At 71.5% G+C, this 21,820-nt stretch carries 17 protein-coding genes; 8 read left to right on the plus strand and 9 right to left on the minus strand.

What is annotated here, in order from left to right:
• Window positions 1–50 precede the first annotated feature (50 nt).
• Window positions 51–611, plus strand: a complete 561-nt coding sequence (locus tag AB0B68_RS20475; RefSeq protein WP_355005055.1) for a GNAT family N-acetyltransferase — start codon at window positions 51–53, stop codon at window positions 609–611.
• 10 nt (window positions 612–621) lie between these two features.
• Here AB0B68_RS20475 and AB0B68_RS20480 read toward each other — a convergent pair whose 3' ends face one another.
• The 3 genes from AB0B68_RS20480 to AB0B68_RS20490 are packed head-to-tail and all read right to left on the minus strand — an operon-like array spanning window position 622 to window position 3,905.
• Window positions 622–1,320, minus strand: coding sequence for a hypothetical protein (locus AB0B68_RS20480; RefSeq protein ID WP_357261767.1), 699 nt, complete (start codon window positions 1,318–1,320; stop codon window positions 622–624).
• 24 nt (window positions 1,321–1,344) lie between these two features.
• The gene (locus AB0B68_RS20485; protein ID WP_357261770.1) at window positions 1,345–2,007 is read right to left on the minus strand and encodes a DUF305 domain-containing protein; all 663 of its coding nucleotides are present in this window, start codon (window positions 2,005–2,007) and stop codon (window positions 1,345–1,347) included.
• A 14-nt stretch (window positions 2,008–2,021) separates the two neighbouring features.
• On the minus strand, window positions 2,022–3,905 hold the full coding sequence (locus tag AB0B68_RS20490; protein ID WP_357261773.1) for a sigma-70 family RNA polymerase sigma factor: 1,884 nt from the start codon (window positions 3,903–3,905) through the stop codon (window positions 2,022–2,024).
• Window positions 3,906–4,227: 322 nt separating this feature from the next.
• Between AB0B68_RS20490 and AB0B68_RS20495 the strand changes: the two genes are divergently transcribed.
• Both AB0B68_RS20495 and AB0B68_RS20500 read left to right on the plus strand, forming a co-directional pair.
• Window positions 4,228–4,413: a hypothetical protein gene (locus AB0B68_RS20495; protein ID WP_357198444.1), complete on the plus strand. Its 186-nt coding sequence runs from the start codon at window positions 4,228–4,230 to the stop codon at window positions 4,411–4,413.
• A 243-nt stretch (window positions 4,414–4,656) separates the two neighbouring features.
• Window positions 4,657–5,484, plus strand: a complete 828-nt coding sequence (locus tag AB0B68_RS20500) for a SigB/SigF/SigG family RNA polymerase sigma factor (RefSeq protein ID WP_357261776.1) — start codon at window positions 4,657–4,659, stop codon at window positions 5,482–5,484.
• Window positions 5,485–5,490: 6 nt separating this feature from the next.
• Here the strand turns inward: AB0B68_RS20500 and AB0B68_RS20505 are convergent, their stop codons facing one another.
• From AB0B68_RS20505 to AB0B68_RS20525, 5 genes are all read right to left on the minus strand, one after another.
• Window positions 5,491–6,558 (minus strand): DUF2855 family protein, encoded by a 1,068-nt coding sequence (locus AB0B68_RS20505; protein ID WP_357261779.1) that lies wholly within the window; start codon window positions 6,556–6,558, stop codon window positions 5,491–5,493.
• 71 nt (window positions 6,559–6,629) lie between these two features.
• Complete coding sequence (locus tag AB0B68_RS20510; protein WP_357198435.1) at window positions 6,630–7,844, minus strand: PP2C family protein-serine/threonine phosphatase; 1,215 nt, start codon at window positions 7,842–7,844, stop codon at window positions 6,630–6,632.
• Between the two features lie 167 nt (window positions 7,845–8,011).
• Entirely contained in the window at window positions 8,012–9,043 is a 1,032-nt protein-coding gene (locus tag AB0B68_RS20515; protein WP_357261782.1) for a medium chain dehydrogenase/reductase family protein, read from the minus strand.
• Between the two features lie 87 nt (window positions 9,044–9,130).
• Window positions 9,131–9,673 (minus strand): TetR/AcrR family transcriptional regulator, encoded by a 543-nt coding sequence (locus AB0B68_RS20520; protein ID WP_355005047.1) that lies wholly within the window; start codon window positions 9,671–9,673, stop codon window positions 9,131–9,133.
• 91 nt (window positions 9,674–9,764) lie between these two features.
• The gene (locus tag AB0B68_RS20525) at window positions 9,765–10,646 is read right to left on the minus strand and encodes a helix-turn-helix transcriptional regulator (protein ID WP_357198428.1); all 882 of its coding nucleotides are present in this window, start codon (window positions 10,644–10,646) and stop codon (window positions 9,765–9,767) included.
• Between the two features lie 156 nt (window positions 10,647–10,802).
• Here AB0B68_RS20525 and AB0B68_RS20530 point away from each other — a divergent pair, with 156 nt between their 5' ends.
• Complete coding sequence (locus tag AB0B68_RS20530) at window positions 10,803–11,669, plus strand: oxidoreductase (protein ID WP_357261785.1); 867 nt, start codon at window positions 10,803–10,805, stop codon at window positions 11,667–11,669.
• 12 nt (window positions 11,670–11,681) lie between these two features.
• Here AB0B68_RS20530 and AB0B68_RS20535 read toward each other — a convergent pair whose 3' ends face one another.
• A complete protein-coding gene (locus tag AB0B68_RS20535) occupies window positions 11,682–13,169 on the minus strand; it encodes an MFS transporter (RefSeq protein WP_357198422.1) in 1,488 nt (495 codons plus the stop codon).
• 237 nt (window positions 13,170–13,406) lie between these two features.
• On the opposite strand from AB0B68_RS20535, the gene AB0B68_RS20540 reads away from it, so the two are divergent.
• From AB0B68_RS20540 to AB0B68_RS20555, 4 genes are all read left to right on the plus strand, one after another.
• Window positions 13,407–13,886: a helix-turn-helix domain-containing protein gene (locus AB0B68_RS20540; protein ID WP_357261788.1), complete on the plus strand. Its 480-nt coding sequence runs from the start codon at window positions 13,407–13,409 to the stop codon at window positions 13,884–13,886.
• A gap of 298 nt (window positions 13,887–14,184) precedes the next feature.
• On the plus strand, window positions 14,185–15,435 hold the full coding sequence (locus AB0B68_RS20545) for a DUF222 domain-containing protein (RefSeq protein ID WP_357261791.1): 1,251 nt from the start codon (window positions 14,185–14,187) through the stop codon (window positions 15,433–15,435).
• 570 nt (window positions 15,436–16,005) lie between these two features.
• On the plus strand, window positions 16,006–19,038 hold the full coding sequence (locus AB0B68_RS20550; RefSeq protein WP_357198416.1) for a S8 family serine peptidase: 3,033 nt from the start codon (window positions 16,006–16,008) through the stop codon (window positions 19,036–19,038).
• 97 nt (window positions 19,039–19,135) lie between these two features.
• Window positions 19,136–21,646 carry an AAA family ATPase gene (locus AB0B68_RS20555; RefSeq protein WP_357261794.1) on the plus strand — a complete coding sequence of 837 codons (2,511 nt, stop codon included), beginning with the start codon at window positions 19,136–19,138 and terminating at the stop codon, window positions 21,644–21,646.
• The last annotated feature ends 174 nt before the right edge of the window (window positions 21,647–21,820 follow it).

Here is a 21,820-nt window from a genome sequence, read left to right on the forward strand (position 1 = left end):
GGGGAGGTTAACCTAAGTTGCGCCCCGGATGGAACAGAGGACAGCGCCCGATGACGTACCAGGAGAAGATCGTCGGTCTCGGCGAGCTGTCGTTGGTGACAGTCGACCCGGATCGGGACGCCGCACTCCTGCACGGTTGGGTGACCATGCCCCGCAACTCCTTCTGGGGCATGGGTTCGCACACCCTCGACGAGGTACGCGAGATCTACGCCTTTGTGGACAGTCTGCCAACGCACCACGCGTACCTGATCACGGTCGACGGGGAGCCGGTCGGCCTCTTCCAGAGTTATCAGCCCGAGGCGGACCCGGTCGGCGAGCGCTACCCCGTCCAGCCCGGCGATGTGGGGATGCACCTGCTGCTCAGCCCCGACCGACGCCTCGCCCGCAGCCTCACCAACGCGGCCGGCCCGGCCATCGCCCGCTTCCTGTTCCGCGACCCGGCCGCGCAGCGCATCGTTGTGGAACCGGACGTCCGCAACCACCTCGCCCTGCGCCGACTGGAGATCGAGGGCTTCACCTTCGACTCCGAGATCGACATGCCGGACAAGCGGGCCCAGCTCGCGTTCCTGACCCGCGCCCGGTTCGCGGAGAGGCACCCGACGCCGGCCTGACCACCGGCCGTCAGCCGTTGGCGTTCCAGAAGCCGACGAGGGTCGCGGTCCACCAGGCGAGCTGCGAGATCGTGGCGGCGGCGACACCGGGCAGCAGGGCGGACCACTGTGGGCGGCCCTGCACCGCCACGAGTCGATCCCGGACCCGGCCGAGGAACAGCCCGTTGATGCCGACCACCAGCACCGCGAGCAACTTGACCCAGACCAGCCCGGACGAAGTGTCCGGTCCGAGGGCGGCCCCACTGGCGAGCAGACCCACCAGACCCAGCCAGATGAGCAGGTGCGCGCCACGGGCGGCGGTCAGCACGGTGCCGAGCGGTTCCCGGCGCAGCAGCCAGCGAAGGCTGAACCAGTCCACCGTCAGCACCGCGCCGAAACCCACCACCAGGCAGGTCAGGTGGCAGAAGAGGGCGACCATCCGCGCACCCGGCGAGAGGGTGACGTGCGGCGCGACCAGGATCGGGATCAGCCACCCGATGCTGACCGTCAGGACCGAGGCGACGATGGTGGCCCGGCCGGCGGCGCGCCGGTGGCCACCGCGCCAGCCGGCAACCGGCATCGGGGCGACCGCCTCGGGCAGGGACGCGCTGCGGGTCCGGTGCGTCGCGCGCCGCACCGGGCGGACGGCGTCCGACGCGACGGCACGGTGGGCGGGACGGGACACCCGGGACTGTGGGTGGACGTCGACGTGCAGGTCAGACGTCCGCATCGGCCGGACCTCCGGGCCGCATGCTCAGCCGCCCGGTGCGGCGGTGGGCGCGCCGGGTCGGTTGTCCAGCGTGTTCAGCTCGGCGGCCCGCGCCTGTTGGATCCGGCCGGCGAGCGCCTTCAGCTCCGGGCTTCCCCCGGCGGTCTGCTCGCCCCGGCACAGCACCACTGTCTGCGCGAGATGCGCCCGGATCAGACCGGCCGCCCGGGACGACACGTCCGTGTCGGATGCGGCACGTAGCTCGGCGAGGCTGGCCTGGGTGACCATGCCGGGCATCTGATGCCCCTCGTGGATGTTCAGCTCCGGCACGTTGCCCGCGGCCAGGAGCCCCCGCAGGTCCCGCAACTCTGCCTGATGAGCCTTCCGGACCTCGCCGAGGAGGGCCCGCAACGACGGATCCGCCGGGCGGGTGTCGAGCTGGTCGATCAGCGCGAGAGCGCCCTCGTTCATCGGAATCAACAGTTGGATGAAGGCGTCGTCGGTGCCGTTGAGCACCACCCGGGCGGTCGGTGCCGCAGCGGCCGACGACGCTGCCACCGTCGACGCTGCTGGTGCCTGGTTGGTGCGGCCCCAGCCCTGGCTGAGCCCGACGGCCACCGCCGTGGCGACCAGGGTCGCGACGACGCCGATCAGCCGCCCGGCCCGTACGCGAAAGCCTCGGCGCTCCGCCATGCTCTGCTCGTCCATCCGTTCGTCGGTGCTCAACGGGCGGCTTGGAACGCGCGGCCGACCACTGTCGCCTCGGCCCCGTCGCTGAACAGTCCGGACCGGTCCTTGTCCGTGGCGGGTAGCCCGAACCAGGCGTAGCGCTGTAGGTAGGGCAGTTGACCGAGCATGGCGGTGGCCGCGGTGAGGAAGGCCGCCTGCTGCTGCTGACTGGGGAACTGCGAACCGCCCCCGGCGAAGCGGATCAGCGCGAACTCGGTCAGCCAGATCGGCTTCCGGTACCGCTGGTAGACGGCCTGGAGATACTGCCGGAGTTGGGCCACGGCGGTGGCGGTCGTGAAGTCGGCGCCGAACCAGTGCAGCGTGATGAAGTCCACCCGGTGGCCGCGGGCCTGGGCGCCGGTCATGAACCTGTCCAGCCAACCCTGCGGGTCCGGCCCACCCCAGGCGACCGCAGGGCTGCCCAGCTTGCTGCCCGTCGCCATCAGCTGCGGCCACAGCTCCAACGCCTGCTCGACGGTCATGTTCGCCTGCTCGGGCATGTCCGGCTCGTTGAAGGTGAGCAGGTACGGCCCGGCGGCCCTGGCCCGGGCCAGCTCCGCGGCGGTGACGTTCTCCGCGCTGCGGATCATCGGCACGAACGTCGCACCGCGCGGCGTGCTGATCCCCGGGTGCTGGGTGCCCCAGGTGTAGTACCAGCCGGCCTTGGAGTTCGCCAACGCCTGACTCGCCCCGGCGAAGTTCCACACCCCGACACCCTTGCGGGCGGAGCTGACCGCCGGCGCTACCGGAGTCTTCGACGAGGGGCGTGCGCTCGGCGAGGGCGCGACGCTCGGGGTGGCGGCGGCGGTGGGCGCGGCGGACGGCGGCGCCGCCCACGAGGGCGCGGACGGGTCGTCCGGCTGGATCACCACCGCCATGGTGATGGCCAGGACGGCGGCGGCCACACCGGCGGCGAGGGACGGCACGAGGCCACGGGGCCGGTTCACCGCGAGGTCGACGACGCTCGGGCCGCCGCCCGCGTCCGTGGGCACCGTGCCGGGTGCCGTCGGTCCGGCGGCGGGTGCGGTAGTCGGGCCGGGCGGCGGGACTGCCTGCGCGGCGGCTGCCGGGGCGGCAGCGCTCGGCAGCTGGGCGCCGAGACCCGCCGGCAGCGGCAGCAACGGCATGCCGGCGAGCAGTCGATCGATCGGCAGGAGGGTGTTTCCCAGCCGTCCGCAGAACGCGCAGTCACGGACGTGTCGAGCCAGTCGCTTGCGCCACAGCGAGCTGGGCGTGCCGTCCCACTCGGCGGTCACGGCGCCCAGGTCCGGGCAGCCGGGGCGGGCGCGAAGCGCGCGTACGACGCCCCGGGCGCTCTGAATCTGCTCCTTCATCCGGTGGATCCGCACCGCGACGTGCCCGGGCGACAACCCGAGCGCGTCGGCGACCTCGTTCCGGTCGATCTCGCCGGTCTCCTCCAGCCACCACAGCGAGAGCAGTTCCTGGTCGTCCGGGTCGAGCCAACGGGTCGCCTCGGCGACCTCGCGTCGTTGGTCGGTGAGGCCGAGCCGGAGGATGGTCATCCCCGCGAAGTCGGAGGCGGGGTCGGGCACGTTGTGGATCGCGTCCAGCCCGGCATCCCGGTTGAGCGCGACACGTCGGCGCGTCTCCCAGTCACGCACCTGGCGGATGGTGATCGCCACCAGCCAGGACCGGTATGCCGCCGGATCGTTGAGCGCGGGCAGGTACCGGATCACCCGTACCAACGTCTCCTGGACCACGTCGTCGACGTCGGCGTGCCCGCGCAGCGCACGCCCGACGATGTTGTAGACCAGCGGGAGCGAGGCCGCGACGACGTCGTCGAGTGCGCGCTGGTCGCCCTGCCGGGCCGCGACGACCAACCCGACATCGGGCAGTGCTCGACCGGCTGACGACATGGGTCTCACTCCTTTGGTGCTCATCCGCGCGGCGCCCACGCTGGTTGTGCTGACCGCCCTCAAGATCGGAGACTCGCGGCAGCGGGTGGGATTACAGAATTCCCGGGCGGTCGGTCCGCCACAAGCGAGGCGGGTCCGTCGGCGGCGCATATGTGTCGGCGGCGGCGGGTATGGTGCGGGGTGTCGGTGTCGCCGGGCGCTCGCCCGTGCAACAGGACACCAGCATTCGGGCGCCAGCGTGTGCGCCGAAGCGTCACCAGGTCGCACGGCCGATGTTGCCGAGGCCCCAGACGCACCCCTTTCAAAGAGACAGGATCTCTGCATGACATCGAACGACAACGGTCGACCCGCACTGTTCCTCGCCACGTCGCACGGTGACGTGCTGGACGGACCGGCGGTGACCTTCGACAGCAGCGAGGAGGCCATGCGGCGACTGCGCCACCCGTTCGCGGTGGAGCCCGCCCAGACAGCCTCGGCTGCTGTCGACGCCCCCGCCCAGCGCGGCTGAGCTGGGGCGCAACCCCTTCTCCGGACGGCCTAGACCTGCCCCGATTCATACTTTCGGCTAGTAATCAGTCGGACGTTCGGGTAGGGTCGCTTCATCACGTGAAAGACATGACGCGGTGGCCAGGCCCGTGATCGTGGTGTTGCGACAGCGCGCTCCTGCCCGCAGGTGCGCCCCCGGCGACAAGCCGGTTCGGAGATCCTTCCGGTCGATCCGATCGACGGGCGAACGCCGGAGGGACCACCCATGTCCACGATCGTCGAGTACGCCACCGCCACCGCCGAGAGCGCCACGAGCACCCGGGTCGGCCAGCGCAACAGGGACCAGAGCCCGGAGGACCTCCTCGCCGCCCTGGCGGCGACCTCGCCGCACGACCCCCGGCGCCCGGCGCTGCGGGAGCGCACCATCGAAGCGTGGCTGCCGCTCGCCCGGCACCTGGCGCGCCGCTACAGCGGACGCGGCGCCCCCGACGACGACCTGGCCCAGACCGCCTCGGTGGGGCTCATCAAGGCCGTCGACAACTTCGACCACAGCCGGGGGATCGACTTCAGCGGGTACGCCATCCCCACCATCATCGGCGAGATCAAGCGGTACTTCCGGGATCGCACCTGGGCGGTGCGGGTGCCCCGCCGCCTGCAGGAGCTACGCCTGTCGATCAGCGCGGCCAACGGCGTCCTGACCCAGAGCCTCGGCCGCCTGCCCACGGTGGCTGACATCGCCACCTACCTCGACGTGTCCGAGGAGACGGTCCTGGAAGGGCTGGAAGGCGCGCGTGCCTACCGGGCCACGTCGCTGTCCACCCCGATCGGGACCGACGGCAGCCGGGAGCTCGGCGACACCCTCGGCGACGACGACCACGAGATCGACCTCGTCGAGATCCGCGTCGCCCTCGGCCCGGCTCTCGCGACGCTGCCGGAACGCGAGCGCGAGATCCTCAGCCTGCGCTTCCACGGCAATCTGACCCAGGCCCAGATCGCCGATCGGATCGGCGTGTCACAGATGCACGTGTCCCGGCTGATCACCCGCTCACTGGCCACACTGCGTCACCAGCTCAGCGACGACATCGCCGCCTGAGCCGGTTCACAGTTGGACGACGTGACCCACCCGTGGCGGCGTACGACCGGCGAGGACGTCGAGCCACGCGTGCTGGAGGGCCGCCGGCCCGGCACCCACCCGAACGTCGAGCCACTGGCTCACGACGGCGGCGAAGCGTTGCCACGCCTCGGTGAACCGCTGGTCGAGCCCGTCGCGACCCCAGTCGTGGCTGCGCTTGCGCATCTGCACCGGTGCGAAGAACACCTCCTCGGCGGCGTCGGCGTTGGGCATCTGGTTGGTGAGCCCGACCGCGATGTCCCGGACGAGCCGGTCGCCGAGACGTCGACGCAGGGCGGCGCGGGTCGAGGGCGCGCCGGACAGGTCGAGGTAGACGCTCGGGACCACGTCGAGGGAGTCGATGTCGTCGTACGACACGACCTCGTCGTAGCAGCCGAGCGACCGGGTGAACGCCAGGTTGCCCGGTGAGGTGAGACCGACCAGGCGCGGCCCGCGCCGGTGCAGCTCGAACGCGGCGGCGTACGCGGTCTTGCTCGACGCCGACGACACCAGCAGCGCCTCGGCACCGTAGAAGTCGTTGTCGACGACCTGGTCGGCCAGCATGAACGAGGTGAAGAACAGCGGCCGGAACAGGATCAGCAGGTCCTCCTGGTCGCGCTGGTACGCCGGGTCGCCGGTGGTCGACCGGTACGCGTTGTACGGCGACGGCAGCTCGGCCCGGTGCGGGCTCGCCTCGCGGAACCCGGACGCGTCCACCCGGTCCGGCCGCACCACGAGGTGACCGGCGGGCGGGAGGTAGCCGTAGACCCGTTGCCCCACCTCGACACCGGCCACCGCCGAGGCGACCACCTCGGCGAAGCCCCAGAGCGGCGGCAGACCCCACTGCGGCCCGAGGCCCTGGGCCGCCGGTGGGAAGAACTGCCAGTACCGCATCGAGTCGCCGAGCACCGCGTAGGTCACGTTGTTGGCGGTGAGGCCGACGCGGTCCACGCGCAGCAGCGCCTCGCCGTCGGACGGGACAGGGGTGGAGCCATCGACGAGCGTGGTCTGCCCGAGGTCGTCACGCGCCACGGCGAAGGTCCATGAGTCAGCCATGAGGTGACGCTAGACAGCCCCGCAATCGGAGACAAGTGCACTGCGAGTGCAAAATCCCACTGCGCGAGGGGTCAGGGTCTGAGCGCGGCAAGGTCGCGGAGGTGCGCGAGCGGCAGGTGCGGTGGCCGCCACTCCAGGAAGAGGGCCGTCGCGTCGTCCTCGAGCTGGTCATCCTGGTAGCCGACGACCGCGCGGACCAGGCGACGCATCGTCTCCGGGCTGGGCAATCCGTCGTTCAGGGCACGGTTGACGAAGTCGACGAGCCGGTCCACCCCGAACTGCTCCCCCTGGGCGCTACGGGCGTCGGTGATGCCGTCGGTGTAGGCGAGGATGCGGTCGCCCGGGTGCAGATTCTCCACGTGCACCCGCGGTCGGCGGGGTGACATGTGGCCCAGGCCGAGCGGCAACGCGGTCGGCCCGGGTAGTTCCCGAACGGCCTTGCCGTCACGCAGCAACATCGCACCGGGATGCCCCGCGTTGATCATGCTGAGCCGGCCGGTCTGGCGGTCCAACTCGATGAGCAGCCCGGTAGCGAAGAAGTTCGGGTGCTCGGAGCGCACCCACCGGTCGATGCTGATCGCCGTGTCGACCAGGTCGAGACCACACCGACGGGCATTGCGGTACGCGCTGACCACGAGCGAGGCCAGGGTGCTCGCCTTGATGCCGTGCCCGCAGGTGTCGAAGAGCCCGACGCTGAGCACGTCGTCGTTCAACGCGTAGTCGAAGATGTCGCCGCCGACGTCGTAGCACGGTTCGAGGATGGCGGTGACCACCAGGTCGTCGGTGGCGAAGGTCAGCGGCGGGAGCAGGCCCCACACGATCTCGGCAGCGACCTGCATCGGCATCCGCCGCCGCATCCGCTCGACCACGTCACCGTAGAGCCGGCGGTTCATCAGGATCTGGGCGACGTTGACCGCCACCTCCCAGGCTGGAGCGTCCATCGCCTCGTCGGCGGCGGCCGGCGAGACGACTTCCAGTACGCCCATCCGCTCACAGCCGAGAAGCAGTGGCACCCACAGCCGGTCCGGGTTGTCGGGCGCGCGCTGGATGTCGAGGGTGGTGAAGGCCCGGCCGGCGAGCGTCGTCTCGAGCGGCAGCTGGTCCCGGTCGGCACCCGCGCCGAGCAGCGGCACGAGGAGAGTCTGCGTGTAGTCGGCCAGATAGATCACGATCTCGCTGGCATCGATCTCGGGCGCCGCTCGGGCAACCAACTGCGACACCTCGTCCGGGCCACCTCGGGGCGCGTTGAGCTGCAACCAACGGACCACCTCGCCGATGTCGGCCACGCTCCACCTCCCCCTGTCCTCCCCGGTAACAGGAGCACGTAGTGCGAGCGTGAGGCTACCTCGCCCGCCGCGCACCCGGTGTGCACGAGTGGCGTACGCCCCAGGGCGCGTCGGGACGACCGAGCCGCCGGCGGCCCGCCGCACCAGCGCCCTGGGCGGGCCGGAGGTCAGGGCTCCAGCACCACCTTGCCGGCCCGGCTGCGGTTCTCGGCGAACACCAGTGCTGCGGAAACCTCGCTGAGCGGGTAGCGGGCGGCGATCTGCGGCACGATCACTCCCTGCCGCAGCAGGTCGAGCACGATGCCGAGGTCGGTACGCAGGCGACGGCGGAACGCGGCGCGCCGGGTGAGCTGGCCGGCCCAGAAGTTGTAGAAGCCGGCGCGGTGGCCGTTGGGCAGCGCGTTCCAGGTGTAGAGGCGGGCCAGCAGCTTCACGAAGACCCACGCGACCGACTGCCCGGTGCCGACGGCGGCGGCGTTGCCGTAGACGACCAACGTGCCGCCGGGGGCGAGCAGGGCGTACGACGTGCGTACGCCCGGGCCGGCGACCGGGTCGAAGACGGCGTCGACCCCGCCCGGCGACAGTTCGCGGACCCGCGCGGCCATGTCCGGGTCGCGGTAGTCGAGCGGTTCGACGCCGAGTTCGCGCAGCCCGGCGTGGTGCCGTTCGGCGGCGGTGCCGATGACCCGCAGGCCGAGGTGTCGGCCGAGTTGGACGAGCACGCTCCCGACGCCGCCGTTCGCGCCGTGCACGAGGATGTTCTGTCCGGCCGTCAGGTTGGCGTCCCGCAGCATCTGCCAGGCGGTCACCCCGTTGACGACGACGGTCTCGGCCGCGGCGGGGTCCAGACCCGCGGGCACCGGGGCCAGGGCGTCGATGTCGACAAGCGCGTGCGTGGCCCAGGCACCGGTCTTGGTGACCGCCGCCACCCGGGTGCCGACCAGCGCGTCGTCGCCGCCGGGGCCGACCGCCCGCACCGTGCCGACCAGGTCGTAGCCGGGCACGAACGGAAACTTCGGCTGGCCGGGGTAGAGCGCGTGGCGCATCTGCTGCTCGGCGAACGAGATGCCGGTTGCCTCTACCTGGACGAGCGCCTGCCCCCGGGCGGGGACGGGCATCGCGCGTCGGTGCAGCAGGAGGCCGTCAGGCTCCACCACGCCGGGCAGTACCACTTCGGTGATCGTGTCGGTGGTCGTCATCGGATTCTCCTTGTTTGTAAGTGTGCACTCACACACTTGTCTGGTCAAAAGATTGGGCCGCCGAGGCGGCCCAGCATCGGGGGTCGGTCAGGGGTGGCGGATACCGGCGGTCAGGGCGCGAGCCCAGGGCTCCGGGACCTCCTCCAGGCCGGCCGTCACGATCAGGTGGCACAACTGGCCGTACGCGAAGAACTGCTGCACCTGCGCGTCGCTGGCCCGGGCCCGACTCTGCACGAAGGTCGCGACCCGCCGGTAGCCGGCCCGCACCGCCTCGGCGACCTCTGGGATGTCCGTGACGGCCTGTGCCTGCACCTGGAAGAGCAGCAGGTCGCGATCGGCGATCAGCTCCGCATAGGCATCGCCCATGGCGTCGAGGATCTCCTCCGGGCTGCCACCCACGGCGCGCTCCGCGCCCGCCTCGATCGCGTCGGCGATCCGGTCGAAACACGCCCCGGCCGCCGCCACGAACAAGCCGAGCTTCCCGGAGAAGAGTCGGAAGACGTACGCCTCGGAGATGCCGGCGGCCGCAGCCACGGCGGTGACCGGGGTGGCGTGGAAGCCGGCGCGCGCGAACACCGACACCGCGGTGTTCAGGACTGTGACCCGGCGGGCCTCGGCGGTGGATCGCATCTTTGTAAGTGTGCACTCACAAACAAGTGTCGTCAAGTCCGTCGCTACGAGCACATCCCCACGCAGGCGGCCCGCAGCGGCCATGACCGGCTCACTCCAGCGGATAGAGACGGGCCGGGTCGCCGGGTCGGAGGCTGTCCGGCACGTCGTCCGCACTGCTGACGGCGATCGAGCCGAGCAGCGCCAACGAGCGGGCGGACTCCGTACCGGGCTCGGCGTGGTAGATCACCAGCAGCTGCCCGTCGGCGCCCGCCACGGCGAGCTTGTCGCAGTACAGGTCGAGGTCGCCCACCTCGGGGTGGTGCAGCCGGCTGACGACGCCCTCCCGCCGACGCACCTCGTGGCGCGCCCACAACTGCCGGAAGCAGTCGCTCTTGAGGGACAACTCCCCCACCAGCGCCGTCAACCGTGGGTCGTCGGTGGCCCCGCCCGAGTCGGCACGCATCTGCCCCACCACGCTCTGCATCGCCTGCCGCCAGTCGCGGAACAGCTCCCGCTCGGCCTCGTCCAGGAACACCGCGCGGAGTCGGTTGGCACCCGGGGCCAAATTCGGCGACAGCGCCCTCGCCATCGGGTTCGAGGCCAGGATGTCGAGGTAGCGATTCTGCACGAAGGCCGGCATGGAGAGCTGCCGCAGCAGGTGCAGGATGCTGGCCGGCACCCGCTCGGCGGCCGGTCGGGCCGCCCGCCGCGACCGCGCCCGGCTCAACCCGATCATGTACGCGGTCGCCTCCGGATCCAGCCGCAACACCCCGGCGAGGGCATCGAGGACCTGCACCGAGGGGTGCCGCTCGCGACCCTGCTCCAGTCGGAGGTAGTAGTCGGCGCTGATGCCGGCCAGCATCGCCACCTCCTCGCGCCGCAGCCCCGGCACCCGGCGCAGGCCCACCCCCGGGCCGAGCCCGACGTCCTCGGGGCGGGTCTGCTCCCGGCGGGCGCGCAGGAAGTCGCCGAGCGGGTTCGTTGCGTCCATGCCACCGACGGTAGATCGCCGGGCGGCCCGGTGACTGGCTGTGTCACTACCAGGAACAGCTCGCCCTGCCGCCCCAGCCACTCCCGGCGGACAGTCGTCGAAGGGCCGGATCCGTTCGGCCACGGATGTCATCACTACTACTGACAAGAGGATGAGATGAGCGAGAACCTTCCCGGCGGTGCCCTCACCCCCGCCGACGGCCTCACCCTGAGCCGGATGGGCTACGGGGCGATGCAGTTGGCCGGCCCGGGTGTCTTCGGCCCGCCCCGCGACCGCGAGCAGGCGCTCGCCGTGCTCCGCGAGGCCGTCGACCTGGGCGTCCGACACATCGACACCAGCGACTTCTACGGGCCCGTCGTGGTCAACGAGCTGATCCGCGAGGCGCTTCACCCGTACCCCCAGGGTTTGCACCTGGTCACCAAGGTCGGCGCGCGCCGCGGCGCCGACCGCTCCTGGATCCCGGCCCTGGAGCCGGACGACCTCAAGGCCCAGGTACGGGAGAACCTCCAGCATCTCGGCCTGGACGTCCTCGACGTGGTCAACCTGCGGGTGGGCGTGGCGGAGGGCACCGGCGACGCGCCCCTCGGTGCGCAGTTCGCCGCCCTGGCGGAGCTGCGCCAGGAGGGCCTGATCCGGCACCTCGGGCTCAGCAACGTGACGCTCGACCAGCTCGACGAGGCCCAGGCCATCGCGCCGGTGGTCACCGTGCAGAACCTCTACAACCTCGCCAACCGCCGGGACGACGCAGTGGTCGACAGGTGCGCGGCGGAGAACATCGCGTTCGCGGCGTTCTTCCCGCTCGGCGGGTTCACGCCGTTGCAGTCCGACACGCTCGACGGCGTGGCCGCCCGACTGGGCGCCTCACCTCAGCAGGTCGCCCTCGCCTGGCTGCTTCAGCGGTCTCCCACCACCGTCCTGATCCCCGGCACCTCCAGCCTGGCGCACCTGCGGGACAACATGGCGGCGGCCGACCTGAAACTGCCGACCGACGCCATCGAGGAACTGGACGCGCTCGCCGCCTAGCGTTCGTGCGGCTCAGTGCTGGTGCGGCCGGTTTCGGATCACTGTGAGCGCCAGCACCGCGGTGACGAGGAAGACGATGCCGGTGACCCGCAGCCCGGCCTGGACACCGGAGGTCAGTGCCTCCGCGATCGCCGCCCGGACCGGGTCGGGCAGGGGTTGGCCGCCGTTGGCGCCGGAGGCCACCGCCGCCCGCACGGCGGTACGGGTGGGTTCGTCGATCTGGTGCGCGGCGAGCCGGCCCGGCAGGTCGGCCACCATCGTGGTGGTGAGGAGCGTGCCGAGCAGGGACGAGCCGAGCACCGAGCCGACCTGGCGGGCGGCGTTCACCGCGCCGGAGGCCATACCGGCCTGGGCGGGCGCGACGCTGGCCAACGCCGCCGCCGTCGCCGGGGCCACCACCAGACCGGTGGCCGCGCCGAACAACGCGAACAGCGCCCAGCGGTCACCGAACGACGTGGTCGGCCCCTGGTTGGCCAGCGCGAAGCTGGCCACCGCAGCGAGGACCAGGCCGAGGGTCAACGGCGCCTTGAATCCGGTACGGCGGATCGCGCGCCCGGCACCGAAGGCGACCAGCACGTACGCGCCGAAGAGCACCAGCATGCGCCAGCCGGTGTCCAGCGGGCTGAGTTCCTGGGCACGTTCGTGGAAGAGAACCAGCAGGATCGCCACGCCGGTGAAGCCGAACAGCGACACCGCGCCGACGACCATGACGGCGCTGAACGACGCGGACCGGAACAGCCGCACGTCGAGCATCGGCGCACTGGTCCGCAGCTCGACCAGCACGAACGCGACAAGTGCGACGACCGCGACGACCCAGGCCGTCGACACCACCGGGTCGGTGTAGCCAACCTTGCCGCCCTGGATCAGCGCGTAGACGGCGGCCGCGATGGCGACGGTACCCAGCAGCAGGCCGGGCACGTCGAGTCGGGCGGGGCTCGGCCGCGACTCGACCACCCCGACGATGGCGACGACGAGGGTGACCAGACCCAGCGCGATCGTCGACAGGTAGACGCTGTGCCACTGGTAGTGCCGCAGCAGGAAGCCGGCGATGAGTGGGCCGATCGCCAGGCCGATGCCGGACGCCGCCGACCAGGCGGTGATGACCTCGGTCCGTCGGTGCGGATCGGTGAACGTCGCGCCGAGGATCGCCAGGCTGTTCGGCAGGATCAGCGCCCCGCCGAGGCCGGCGACCAACTGCCCGACGATCACCCACCCGACGGTCGGAGCCTCAGCCACGACGGCTGCGCCGACGATCATCGCGACGACCCCGGCACCGAACATGCGCTTACGCCCGTAGCGGCTGCCCAGGGTGGCCGCGGACAGCACGACGCTCGCCACCATCAGGGTGTAGGCGCTGGGGATCCAGACCAGAGTGGTGGGGTCGACCCGCAGGTCCCGCTGGATCGTGGTCAACGCGGAGACCGTCGCGGTGATCTGCAGGAACGTGATCATCGCGCCCAGGCACATGGCGATCAGGGTCACCGGGCGGGAGCCGCGCAAGGACGAGCGGGTATAGGCGGCCGACCCGGGAGCCGCCGGCCCCGATGGGATCTTCCCGGGCGGGCTCGCTCCGGGCGGGCTCGCTCCGGGCGGGCTCGCTCCGGGTGGGGTCGGGGCCGTGGCGCTGGTGGTCACTGAAGATCCTTCAGGCTGGGGTCTGACTTGCGTATGCTGAAGTCAGCGCGGCCCAGTTAAGCACCTGGCTAGCCTTCATGCAAGTCAGGTAGGCTGGTGGGCATGGAGGACCTACGAGGCGATCGCGATTCCTGGACGAGCGAGAACTGCTCGGTAGCCCGGGCGATGGACATCGTGGGCAGCAGGTCAACGGTCCTGATCATGCGCGAGGCCCTGCTCGGCACGCGCCGCTTCGATGACTTCGTCCGCCGGGTCGGCGTCGGCGAACCCGCCATGGCCGCCCGCCTCAAGGAAATGGTCGCCGCGGAACTGCTCGAACGAATTCCCTACCGGGAGCCCGGGCAGCGCACCCGCCACGAGTACCAACTCACCCGCAAGGGCCGCGACCTCCTGCCCGTCATCACCGCACTGCGCAACTGGGGCGACACCTGGGCCGCCACCGACACTGGCCCGTCCGTCGTCGCCACCCACCACGACTGCGGCGAACCGATCCGCGCAGTGCTCCGCTGCGCCGCCGGCCACGAGATCGCCGACGGCGACATCGACATCATCGCCGGCCCAGGCCTCGTCCGGCGCGACTGACCACAGCGTGGCCGAACCAGCGCTACCCTTTTCCCGGCGCAGGCCTTTCGCTGGCTGCGCTCACCAGCGCCCCTCGCGGCACCTCGGCCCGGCCGACAGCCGCGAGCCGAGACGGCGCAGCACGGGCGCAGCACGGGCGCAGCACGGGCGCAGCACGGGCGCAGCACGGGCGCAGCTTCCTCAACTGAACGAGCCTGATCCGCCTCGGTCGCGGAGCAACCGTGATCAGCATCGAGCCCCGAGAACGCATCGATCATGGCCGACCAAAGATGTCGTACACCTGTTCTAGTCTCGGGTCATGGTCGAGGAGTTGGCGCAGGCAGACGACGCGATCTCCGCCTGCGTCGACGCCCCCGCCTGGCCACTCCCGGAACACGATCTGATCGCCGCACTCGACGCCGCGCACCGCCTCCAGCAACGCCTGGCCGCCGTCACCCTCACCCTGATCCGCGAGATCGACGCCCGCGGCACCGCCCGCACCCAAGGAGCCTCCACCACCGCAGTCTGGCTCCGCGAACGACTCCGGCTGACCGTTCCCGCCGCCCACCGGCTCGTCGACCTCGCCACCGCCTTGGACACCGGCAGCCCCGGCATCCGACAAGCGCTCGCCGACGGACACATCACCCTCGACCAGGCCCGGGTCATCGCCGACACCGCCACCACCGTGCACGCCACCGCCGGCACGCAAGCCGCCGACAAAGCCGTCACCCTGCTCACCGACTGGGCCACACAATTCGACCCCACCCTGCTGCGCAAACTCGGCACCCGCATCCTCGACCACGTCGCCCCCGACCTCGCCGACGCCGCCGCCCAAGCAGCACTCGACGCCGAAGCCGCCCGCGCCGCCCGCGACCGCCACCTCACCCTCTCCGAACAGACCGACGGCCGCCTGCGACTCACCGGCACCCTCGACGCCGAAACCGCCGCCCTGCTCCGCGCCGCCATCGACCCACTGACCGCCCCATCCGGACCGGACGACTCGCGGTCCCCCGGGCAACGCCGCCACGACGCCCTCACCGAGGTCTGCCGACTCGCCCTTCGGACCGGCGAACTCCCCGAACACGGCGGCGACCCCGCCCAGATCGTCGTCACCACCAGCTACGACGCGCTGACCCGGCAACTGAGCAGCGGCACCCTCGACACCGGCCTGCCCCTCACCCCGCAAACAGTGCGCCGCCTCGCCTGCGACGCCACCATCCTGCCCGCCGTCCTCGGCGGCACCAGTCAGATCCTCGACGTCGGACGACAACGCCGACTCATCACCGGCCCACTGCGCCGCGCCCTCGTGCTCCGCGACCGCGGCTGCGCCTTCCCCGGCTGCGACCGACCACCCCGCTGGTGCGACGCCCACCACATCCACCACTGGGCCGACGGCGGCCCCACCAGCCTGGCCAACGCCGTCCTACTCTGCGGCCACCACCACCGACACCTGCACCACAGCGACTGGACCATCCAACTCAACGGCCACGGCCACCCCGAATTCATCCCACCCGCCTGGCTCGACCCCGAACAACTCCCCCGCCGCAACCACTACCACCGACGCACATAGGAGGAGCCCGCCAGCCAACGCCGACCGGCCGGTGAGCGCGCGGCCGACCTGCTCGGTTAACGCAGGCGCTCAAGCCGGGTCACCAATCCGCCTGCGGTCTCGGGCAAGGGCGCTACTCCCGGTGGCCAGGCCCGTAAACCGACGCCCCGCTCCGCCTGCTCGACAGCGCGGACCGGCAGGTCCTGGAACCCGGCGAGTCGGCTGCGGTCCGCGCGTACGTTGTGGCGTGGTTCAGGTTGCTGCCGTCGCACCAGGGGTGGACGAGGTCAGACAAAGCCACGTCGCGCACCGTCCGAACAGGACCATTGAGGCAGATGGCAGACGGCGTCGCGCCCGACCAAATGGCACAGATCCCCCAGGTCGGCGCTTCCAAATGACGCGCAAAGTACCCGTTGTGTTACGAGCTTGTTTCCAAGATGACAGGCAGGTTACGGGTGCTTCTCGATGATCGGTACCGATCCTAGGTTTCGGCCACCGTCATCAGTCGTGGCGGCCGGCACCGAACGTGGAGGCAACGACGTGCCACAACCGAACGCACATCGGACCGGACGGGCCAGGTACGGGGTCAGCATGCTGGCCGCCGTTGCGCTGACCGCGGCCGGCCTGACCGGCCTGCCCGCCAGCGCCAGCGCCACCGCCGCGCCGGCCGGCAGTGGGCCGACCGCCCGCTATCTCGTCCAGCTCGCCGAGGAGCCGCTGGCCACCTACACCGGCGGGGTTCCCGGGATCGCGGCCACCAAGCCGGCCGACGGGGCCAAGCTGAACCGCACGTCCGGGAACGCCAACGCGTACCGGAATCACCTGCGCCAGCAGCGTAAGTCGGTGCTGGACCACGTCGGCGTGCCAGCCGACCGCACCCGCGTCACCATGGAGACCGCGTTCAACGGCTTCGCCGCCGACCTCACCGGGCCACAGGCGGCCCGGCTGCGCGCCACCACCGGTGTGCGAGCGGTGTACAAGAGCCAGAAGGTGCACGCCACCACCTCACACACCCCCGACTACCTGGGCCTGACCGGCAAGGGCGGGGTGTGGAACAAGGAGTTCGGTGGAGACTCCCACGCTGGTGAGGGCGTCATCATCGGGGTCATCGACAGCGGCTACTGGCCGGAGAGCGCGAGCTTCGCGCCGCTGCCCAGCCCGCGCCCCGACCAGGCCGTCATCGACGCCAAGTGGAAGGGCACCTGCGACGTCGGCGTCGAAGCGCCGGTCACCTGCAACAACAAGGTGATCGGGGCACGTTGGTACAACGACAGCGGCATCGCCGAGGCCTTCCCGGACGACTACTCCTCGCCGCGCGACCGCAACGGCCACGGCACCCACACCGCCAGCACCGCAGCCGGCATCCACGGCGTGCGGGCCACGTCGGGCACCCAGGACCTGGGCATAATCTCCGGCATGGCGCCGGCTGCGCGGTTGGCGATCTACAAGGCTCTGTACGACAACGGTGCGGGCGGCGCGACCGGCACCGACATCGACATCGTGCACGCCATCGACGACGCGGTCGCGGACGGCGTCGACGTGATCAACTACTCGATCGGTGACGACACCGAGCAGTTCGGGGCGGTCGACGCGACGTTCTTCAACGCGGCCGCCGCCGGGGTGTTCGTCGCCGCCGCCGCCGGCAACTCCGGCCCGTTCGCCAACACTGTCGACAACTCGACGCCATGGCTGACCACGGTGGCCGCGAGCACGACCGACCGGCAGAACACCCGGAAGCTCACCCTCGGCAACGGCACCACGATCGCCGGCGTGGGCATGGGCGAGACCGGCGTCGGGCCGGCCCGACTGGTCTTCGCGAAGGACAGCGCGATCGATCCGGACGGCGCCTACGGTGCCGGTCTCTGCGCCGACGACACGTTGGATCCGGCCAAGGTCAAGGGTGCGATCGTGCTCTGCCTGCGCGGTGAGATCCCGCGTACCGACAAGAGCATCGAGGTGGCGCGGGCCGGCGGCGTCGGCATGGTGCTGTACAACGACGAGCTGAACTCCCTGAACGCCGACGTGCAGACAGTGCCGACAGTGCACATCAACGAGGTCGACCTGGCCACCGTCACGGCGTACGTCGCCAAGGGCAACGCCACGGCGACCATCGCGCCGAGCAAGCTGGAGACGGTGGAGGCCCCATCGGTCGCCGCGTTCTCCTCGGCGGGCCCGTCGAACCTGAACGCCGGTGAGCTGCTCAAGCCGGACATCAGCGCGCCCGGTCAGGACATCGTCGCCGCGTTCTCCCCATCCATCGGCGGCAACGACTTCGCCCTGGAGTCGGGCACCTCGATGGCAGCGCCGCACATCGCCGGTATCGCCGCCCTGGTTCTGGCCAAGCACCCCGGCTGGTCGCCGGCGGCGGTCCGCTCGGCGCTGATGACCAGCGCCGTGGACAAGACCGACAAGGGCAACCCGATCAAGATCGGCACGTACGACGCGACTCCGCTGAACTACGGCGCCGGGCAGGTGGAGCCGGGCAGCGCCTTCGACCCGGGCCTGGTCTACGACTCCAACCAGCAGGACTGGATCCAGTACCTGTGCGGGGTTTCCGCCGACCGTGGCGGTGACTACGGGCTCGGCGACCTGGACGGCTGCGACACCGTCGGCGCGATCGACACGGCACAGCTCAACTACCCGTCCATCTCGCTGGGCCGGATGGTGGGCAAGCAGACCGTGACCCGCACCGTCACCAACGTCAGCGACAAGACCAGCACCTACACCTCCTCGGTGCAGGCCCCGCCGGGGTACAAGGTCACTGTCACCCCGAAGAAGCTGCAGATCCGTCCGGGCCACAGCGCCCGCTTCACCGTGGAGGTCACCAACACCGGTGGTGCGTTCGACACCTGGGCCGACGGTTCGCTGACCTGGCGCGACCAGTTCAAGCACTCGGTACGCAGCCCGCTCGTCGTACACAATTCGGGTTTGGTCGCCCCCGACGCCATCACCGGCAAGGGCACCTTCGGCAGCGTCCGGATCGCCGCCGAGGTCGGCTTCAAGGGTCAGCTGGTCTCCCAGCTCTCCGGCCTGACCTCGGGCACCAGCAACGTGGTCACCCTGAAGGGCGACGGGCCGAGCTGGGACTGGAGCACGTCGAACAACCTTCCGGTGCCGCTGCCCGCGTCGATCAGCAGGACCACCCTGCACGTCCCGGCCGGCACCCGCAGCCCGGAGGTCCACGTGACGTCCGCGCGGCCCACCTGCTCCCACATCGACTGGGAAGACGAGGAGGGCGTGATGGAGTGCACCGAGTTCAGCCTGAACGTCTACGACAAGTCCGGGAAGTTCGTCACCGCCACCGCAAGCACCCGGATCGGTGCCAAGGTCACCCTGCCGGACGGTGCCGGTGACTACATCGTGGTCGTCGAGCAGGAGTTCACCGAGAACATCAAGGACGGCGCGAACGCGTACACGGTCACCAGCTACCTGCCGGGCGCGCCGGGCACCTCCACCGGCCGGTTCACCATTGACCCGAAGCAGCGCAGCGTGCAGCCGGGCGCGACGGCGAACCTGACAGTGCGCTGGTTCGGTCTCGCTCCGGGTCAGCGCTACGTCGGCGTGGTGGAGTTCCGCAACGGGGACGGGTCGCTGAAGACAGTGCCCGTCACCATCCAGTCCTGACTGCACCCCCCACCCGGCGGATCGGTGTGTGACTCAGGTCACCGCCGGTCCGCCGGCCCACCGTCGCGCCGGGCAGAGGTGATCTGCTCGGCCCACGGTGATCGACAGCGGCGAGGACAAGAAACGGGGCGGCGGGAGCCCAACTCCCGTCCGCCCCGAACGTCTGCGCGGGCCCGTCGAGTTCGTCGGCCGAGCGGCGGAACTGGCGCAGTTACGCCGGCTCGTCGCCACCCCGCCCTGCCTGATCCTGCTGGAGGGTGAGCCCGGGATCGGCAAGAGTCGACTCGTCGCCGAACTGCTCGCCGAACTCCCCGGACGACACCTCGTCGGCGAGTGCGACGACGTGCCCGAGCCCTTCCCGCTCGGCGTGCTGCTGGACGCGATCCGGGGCGGCGCCGACCGACTCGGTCCGCTCAACCCGGTGGCCGGCGCCCTCGCGCCGCTGCTACCCGAACTGACCGACGTACTGCCGGACGCCCCGCCCCCGTTGAGCGACCCGGCGGCCGAACGACATCGCCTGCTCCGCGCCGTCGCGGCGGTGCTCGCCGCGCTGAGTCCGGCCACGCTGTTGCTGGAGGATCTGCACTGGGCGGACCCGGCGACCTGCGAACTTCTCGCCTACCTGAGCACCCACCCGGTGGCGGGGCTGGCAGTGGTGCTGACCGCGCGTACGGCGACGCCGGGAAGCAGTACGCCGATCCACGACGCCCTGGCGCGGACTCCCCCGTGGAGCGTCACGCGCGTTGCGCTCGGCCCGCTGGACGCCGCCGACGTGCGCCGGTTGGCGGCCCGCACTTTGCGCCTCGATGATCCGCCGCAGCAGCTGACCGCCACCCTGCTCGACCGCACGGCAGGCATCCCGTTCGTGGTCGAGGAGGTGCTGCGGACGCTCGCCGAGCGGGGCGGCGACCCGTTGGCCGACGACAGCGTCCCTTTCGTCCTGCGTGACGTGCTGCTCTGGCGGCTGCGTCCGCTCGACGAGGCCACCCGGGAGGTGCTCGGCGCGGCGGCCGTACTGGGGATGACGCCCGATCAGCGCATCCTCGCCTCGGTGCTCAGCCTCGATCGGGTGGCGATCGGCGCGGCGTTGACCGCCGCGCACCGGGCGGGCCTGCTGCACGACGCCGGGGACGGCCTGCGGTTCCGGCACGACCTGGCCCGACAGGTGGTGTACGACCTGGTGCCCCGGGAGAGCCGGGAGTGGCTGCACCTGCGGGTGGCGCGGGTGTTGGAACAGGAGCTGCCGAGGCCGGTTGCCCAACTGGCGCACCACTACCGCCGAGCTGGCAGCGGGGCCGACTTCGTCCGCAACGCCGAGGCGGCCGCCGACCTCGCCACCGAGCGCGGCGACGACGCGACAGCGGCCAGCTTCCTGCTCCAGACGATGGACATCGCCGAACTGCCCCGACCGGTACGGGTTCGGCTCGCCGCCAAGTTGGGCCGTTCGGCCATCGACGGACTCAGCCAGGCCGAGGCGATCCCGGTGCTGGAACGGCTGCTCGCCGACCGGCGGCTGCCGCCGGGTGCCCGAGGTGAGCTGGGTCTGGTGCTCGGGCGGATGCTGCGACAGCAGGGCGAGGCGCTGCGCGGGTACACCGAGATCGAGCGTGCCGTGCCGTACCTGCGCGCGCCGCGCCGCAAGGCCCCGGCGCTAGCGGTGCTGGCGGCCCCCGACACCGTCGTCGGCCGGCACGTCGACGACCACCTGGCCCGCTGCGCGGAGGCGGAGACCGCCGCCGCGGCCAGCGGGGATCCGGCGGCGCACCTCGCGGTCCGCATCGCCCGAGCCTCGTTGCTGCTGGAGCTGGGCGACCCGGCGGCGTGGGCGATCATCTCCGAGCTGCGCGCGTCCGCCGACTTGGCCGACCGGCCCCGCGAGCACGCGCGAGCCTGCCTGAACTGGGCGCAGGGCGCGCTGCACGCCGGTCACCCTGAGCAGGCCGAAGCGTTGCTGGCGGCCGGTCGGGCGCTTGTCGACGAGACCGGGTACGAGCGGCTGGCGTCCCTGGTGGAGGCGACCGAACTGTCACTGGACCGGGCCGCCGGCCGGCTGGACGGGCTCGCCGAACGGCTCGGCCGGTTGGTGGCCAACGCCGAGCGGATGCCGGTCACCCTGCTGGACGCGCGGGCCGAACTGGCCACGGTGCTGGCGCTCGTTGCCGGCACCGGACACGGCAGCACCGACGCGGGAGGCAACGAACACGGCGGCACCGCCGAGGGACGCAACGACCTCCGCAGCACCGCCGGGCGCCGCGACGACGTGGAGGCCGCCGAACGGGCGCTGCGGGATGTGGTGGCCGACGCTCGACGGGTCGGCGCGATCTGGCCACTGGTGCAGGCACTCTCGGCGCTTGCCCGGCTGCTGCTGGTCGACAGGCCGGACGAGGCGGTCGGGCACGCCGCCGAGGCGCTGTCGCTGGTACGCGGGAAGGGCGTCCTGGCCTGGGCCGCCGAGGCCGTGCTGGTGTTGGCCGAAGCGGCGGCCGCGACTGGTGAACCGGCACGGGCGGCGAGTGCGGTGGCCGAGTTGGAAGCCGGGATCGCCGGCCGTGAGGCTCCACTCGCCCTCGCCGCGCTACGCCGGTGCCGGGAGTTCGTCCCGGCCTGAACCGGCGCGGGAGCCGAGCCGACCCGAGCCGAGCCGACACGTGGCCGACGCGGAGCCGGCCCCCGACGCGGAGCCGGCCGGCCGGGTCGAACCACATGTCGGCGGTGACACGTTCGGTCACTGTGAGATCCCTTCGCGACGGGTGGCGCCGACAGGTCGGCGTCTCAGGAGAAT

Origin of the sequence: Micromonospora sp. NPDC049049, from assembly GCF_040649115.1 — a bacterium.
Taxonomy (GTDB): domain Bacteria; phylum Actinomycetota; class Actinomycetes; order Mycobacteriales; family Micromonosporaceae; genus Micromonospora.

Excerpts from the sequence above, each read along its gene's own strand:
- AB0B68_RS20475 (WP_355005055.1), top strand. The coding sequence starts at position 51 with ATGACGTACCAGGAGAAGATCGTCGGTCTCGGCGAGCTGTCGTTGGTG.
- AB0B68_RS20480 (WP_357261767.1), bottom strand. The coding sequence starts at position 1,320 with ATGCGGACGTCTGACCTGCACGTCGACGTCCACCCACAGTCCCGGGTG.
- AB0B68_RS20485 (WP_357261770.1), bottom strand. The coding sequence starts at position 2,007 with ATGGACGAGCAGAGCATGGCGGAGCGCCGAGGCTTTCGCGTACGGGCC.
- AB0B68_RS20490 (WP_357261773.1), bottom strand. The coding sequence starts at position 3,905 with ATGTCGTCAGCCGGTCGAGCACTGCCCGATGTCGGGTTGGTCGTCGCG.
- AB0B68_RS20495 (WP_357198444.1), top strand. The coding sequence starts at position 4,228 with ATGACATCGAACGACAACGGTCGACCCGCACTGTTCCTCGCCACGTCG.
- AB0B68_RS20500 (WP_357261776.1), top strand. The coding sequence starts at position 4,657 with ATGTCCACGATCGTCGAGTACGCCACCGCCACCGCCGAGAGCGCCACG.
- AB0B68_RS20505 (WP_357261779.1), bottom strand. The coding sequence starts at position 6,558 with ATGGCTGACTCATGGACCTTCGCCGTGGCGCGTGACGACCTCGGGCAG.
- AB0B68_RS20515 (WP_357261782.1), bottom strand. The coding sequence starts at position 9,043 with ATGACGACCACCGACACGATCACCGAAGTGGTACTGCCCGGCGTGGTG.
- AB0B68_RS20520 (WP_355005047.1), bottom strand. The coding sequence starts at position 9,673 with ATGCGATCCACCGCCGAGGCCCGCCGGGTCACAGTCCTGAACACCGCG.
- AB0B68_RS20525 (WP_357198428.1), bottom strand. The coding sequence starts at position 10,646 with ATGGACGCAACGAACCCGCTCGGCGACTTCCTGCGCGCCCGCCGGGAG.
- AB0B68_RS20530 (WP_357261785.1), top strand. The coding sequence starts at position 10,803 with ATGAGCGAGAACCTTCCCGGCGGTGCCCTCACCCCCGCCGACGGCCTC.
- AB0B68_RS20540 (WP_357261788.1), top strand. The coding sequence starts at position 13,407 with ATGGAGGACCTACGAGGCGATCGCGATTCCTGGACGAGCGAGAACTGC.
- AB0B68_RS20545 (WP_357261791.1), top strand. The coding sequence starts at position 14,185 with ATGGTCGAGGAGTTGGCGCAGGCAGACGACGCGATCTCCGCCTGCGTC.
- AB0B68_RS20550 (WP_357198416.1), top strand. The coding sequence starts at position 16,006 with ATGCTGGCCGCCGTTGCGCTGACCGCGGCCGGCCTGACCGGCCTGCCC.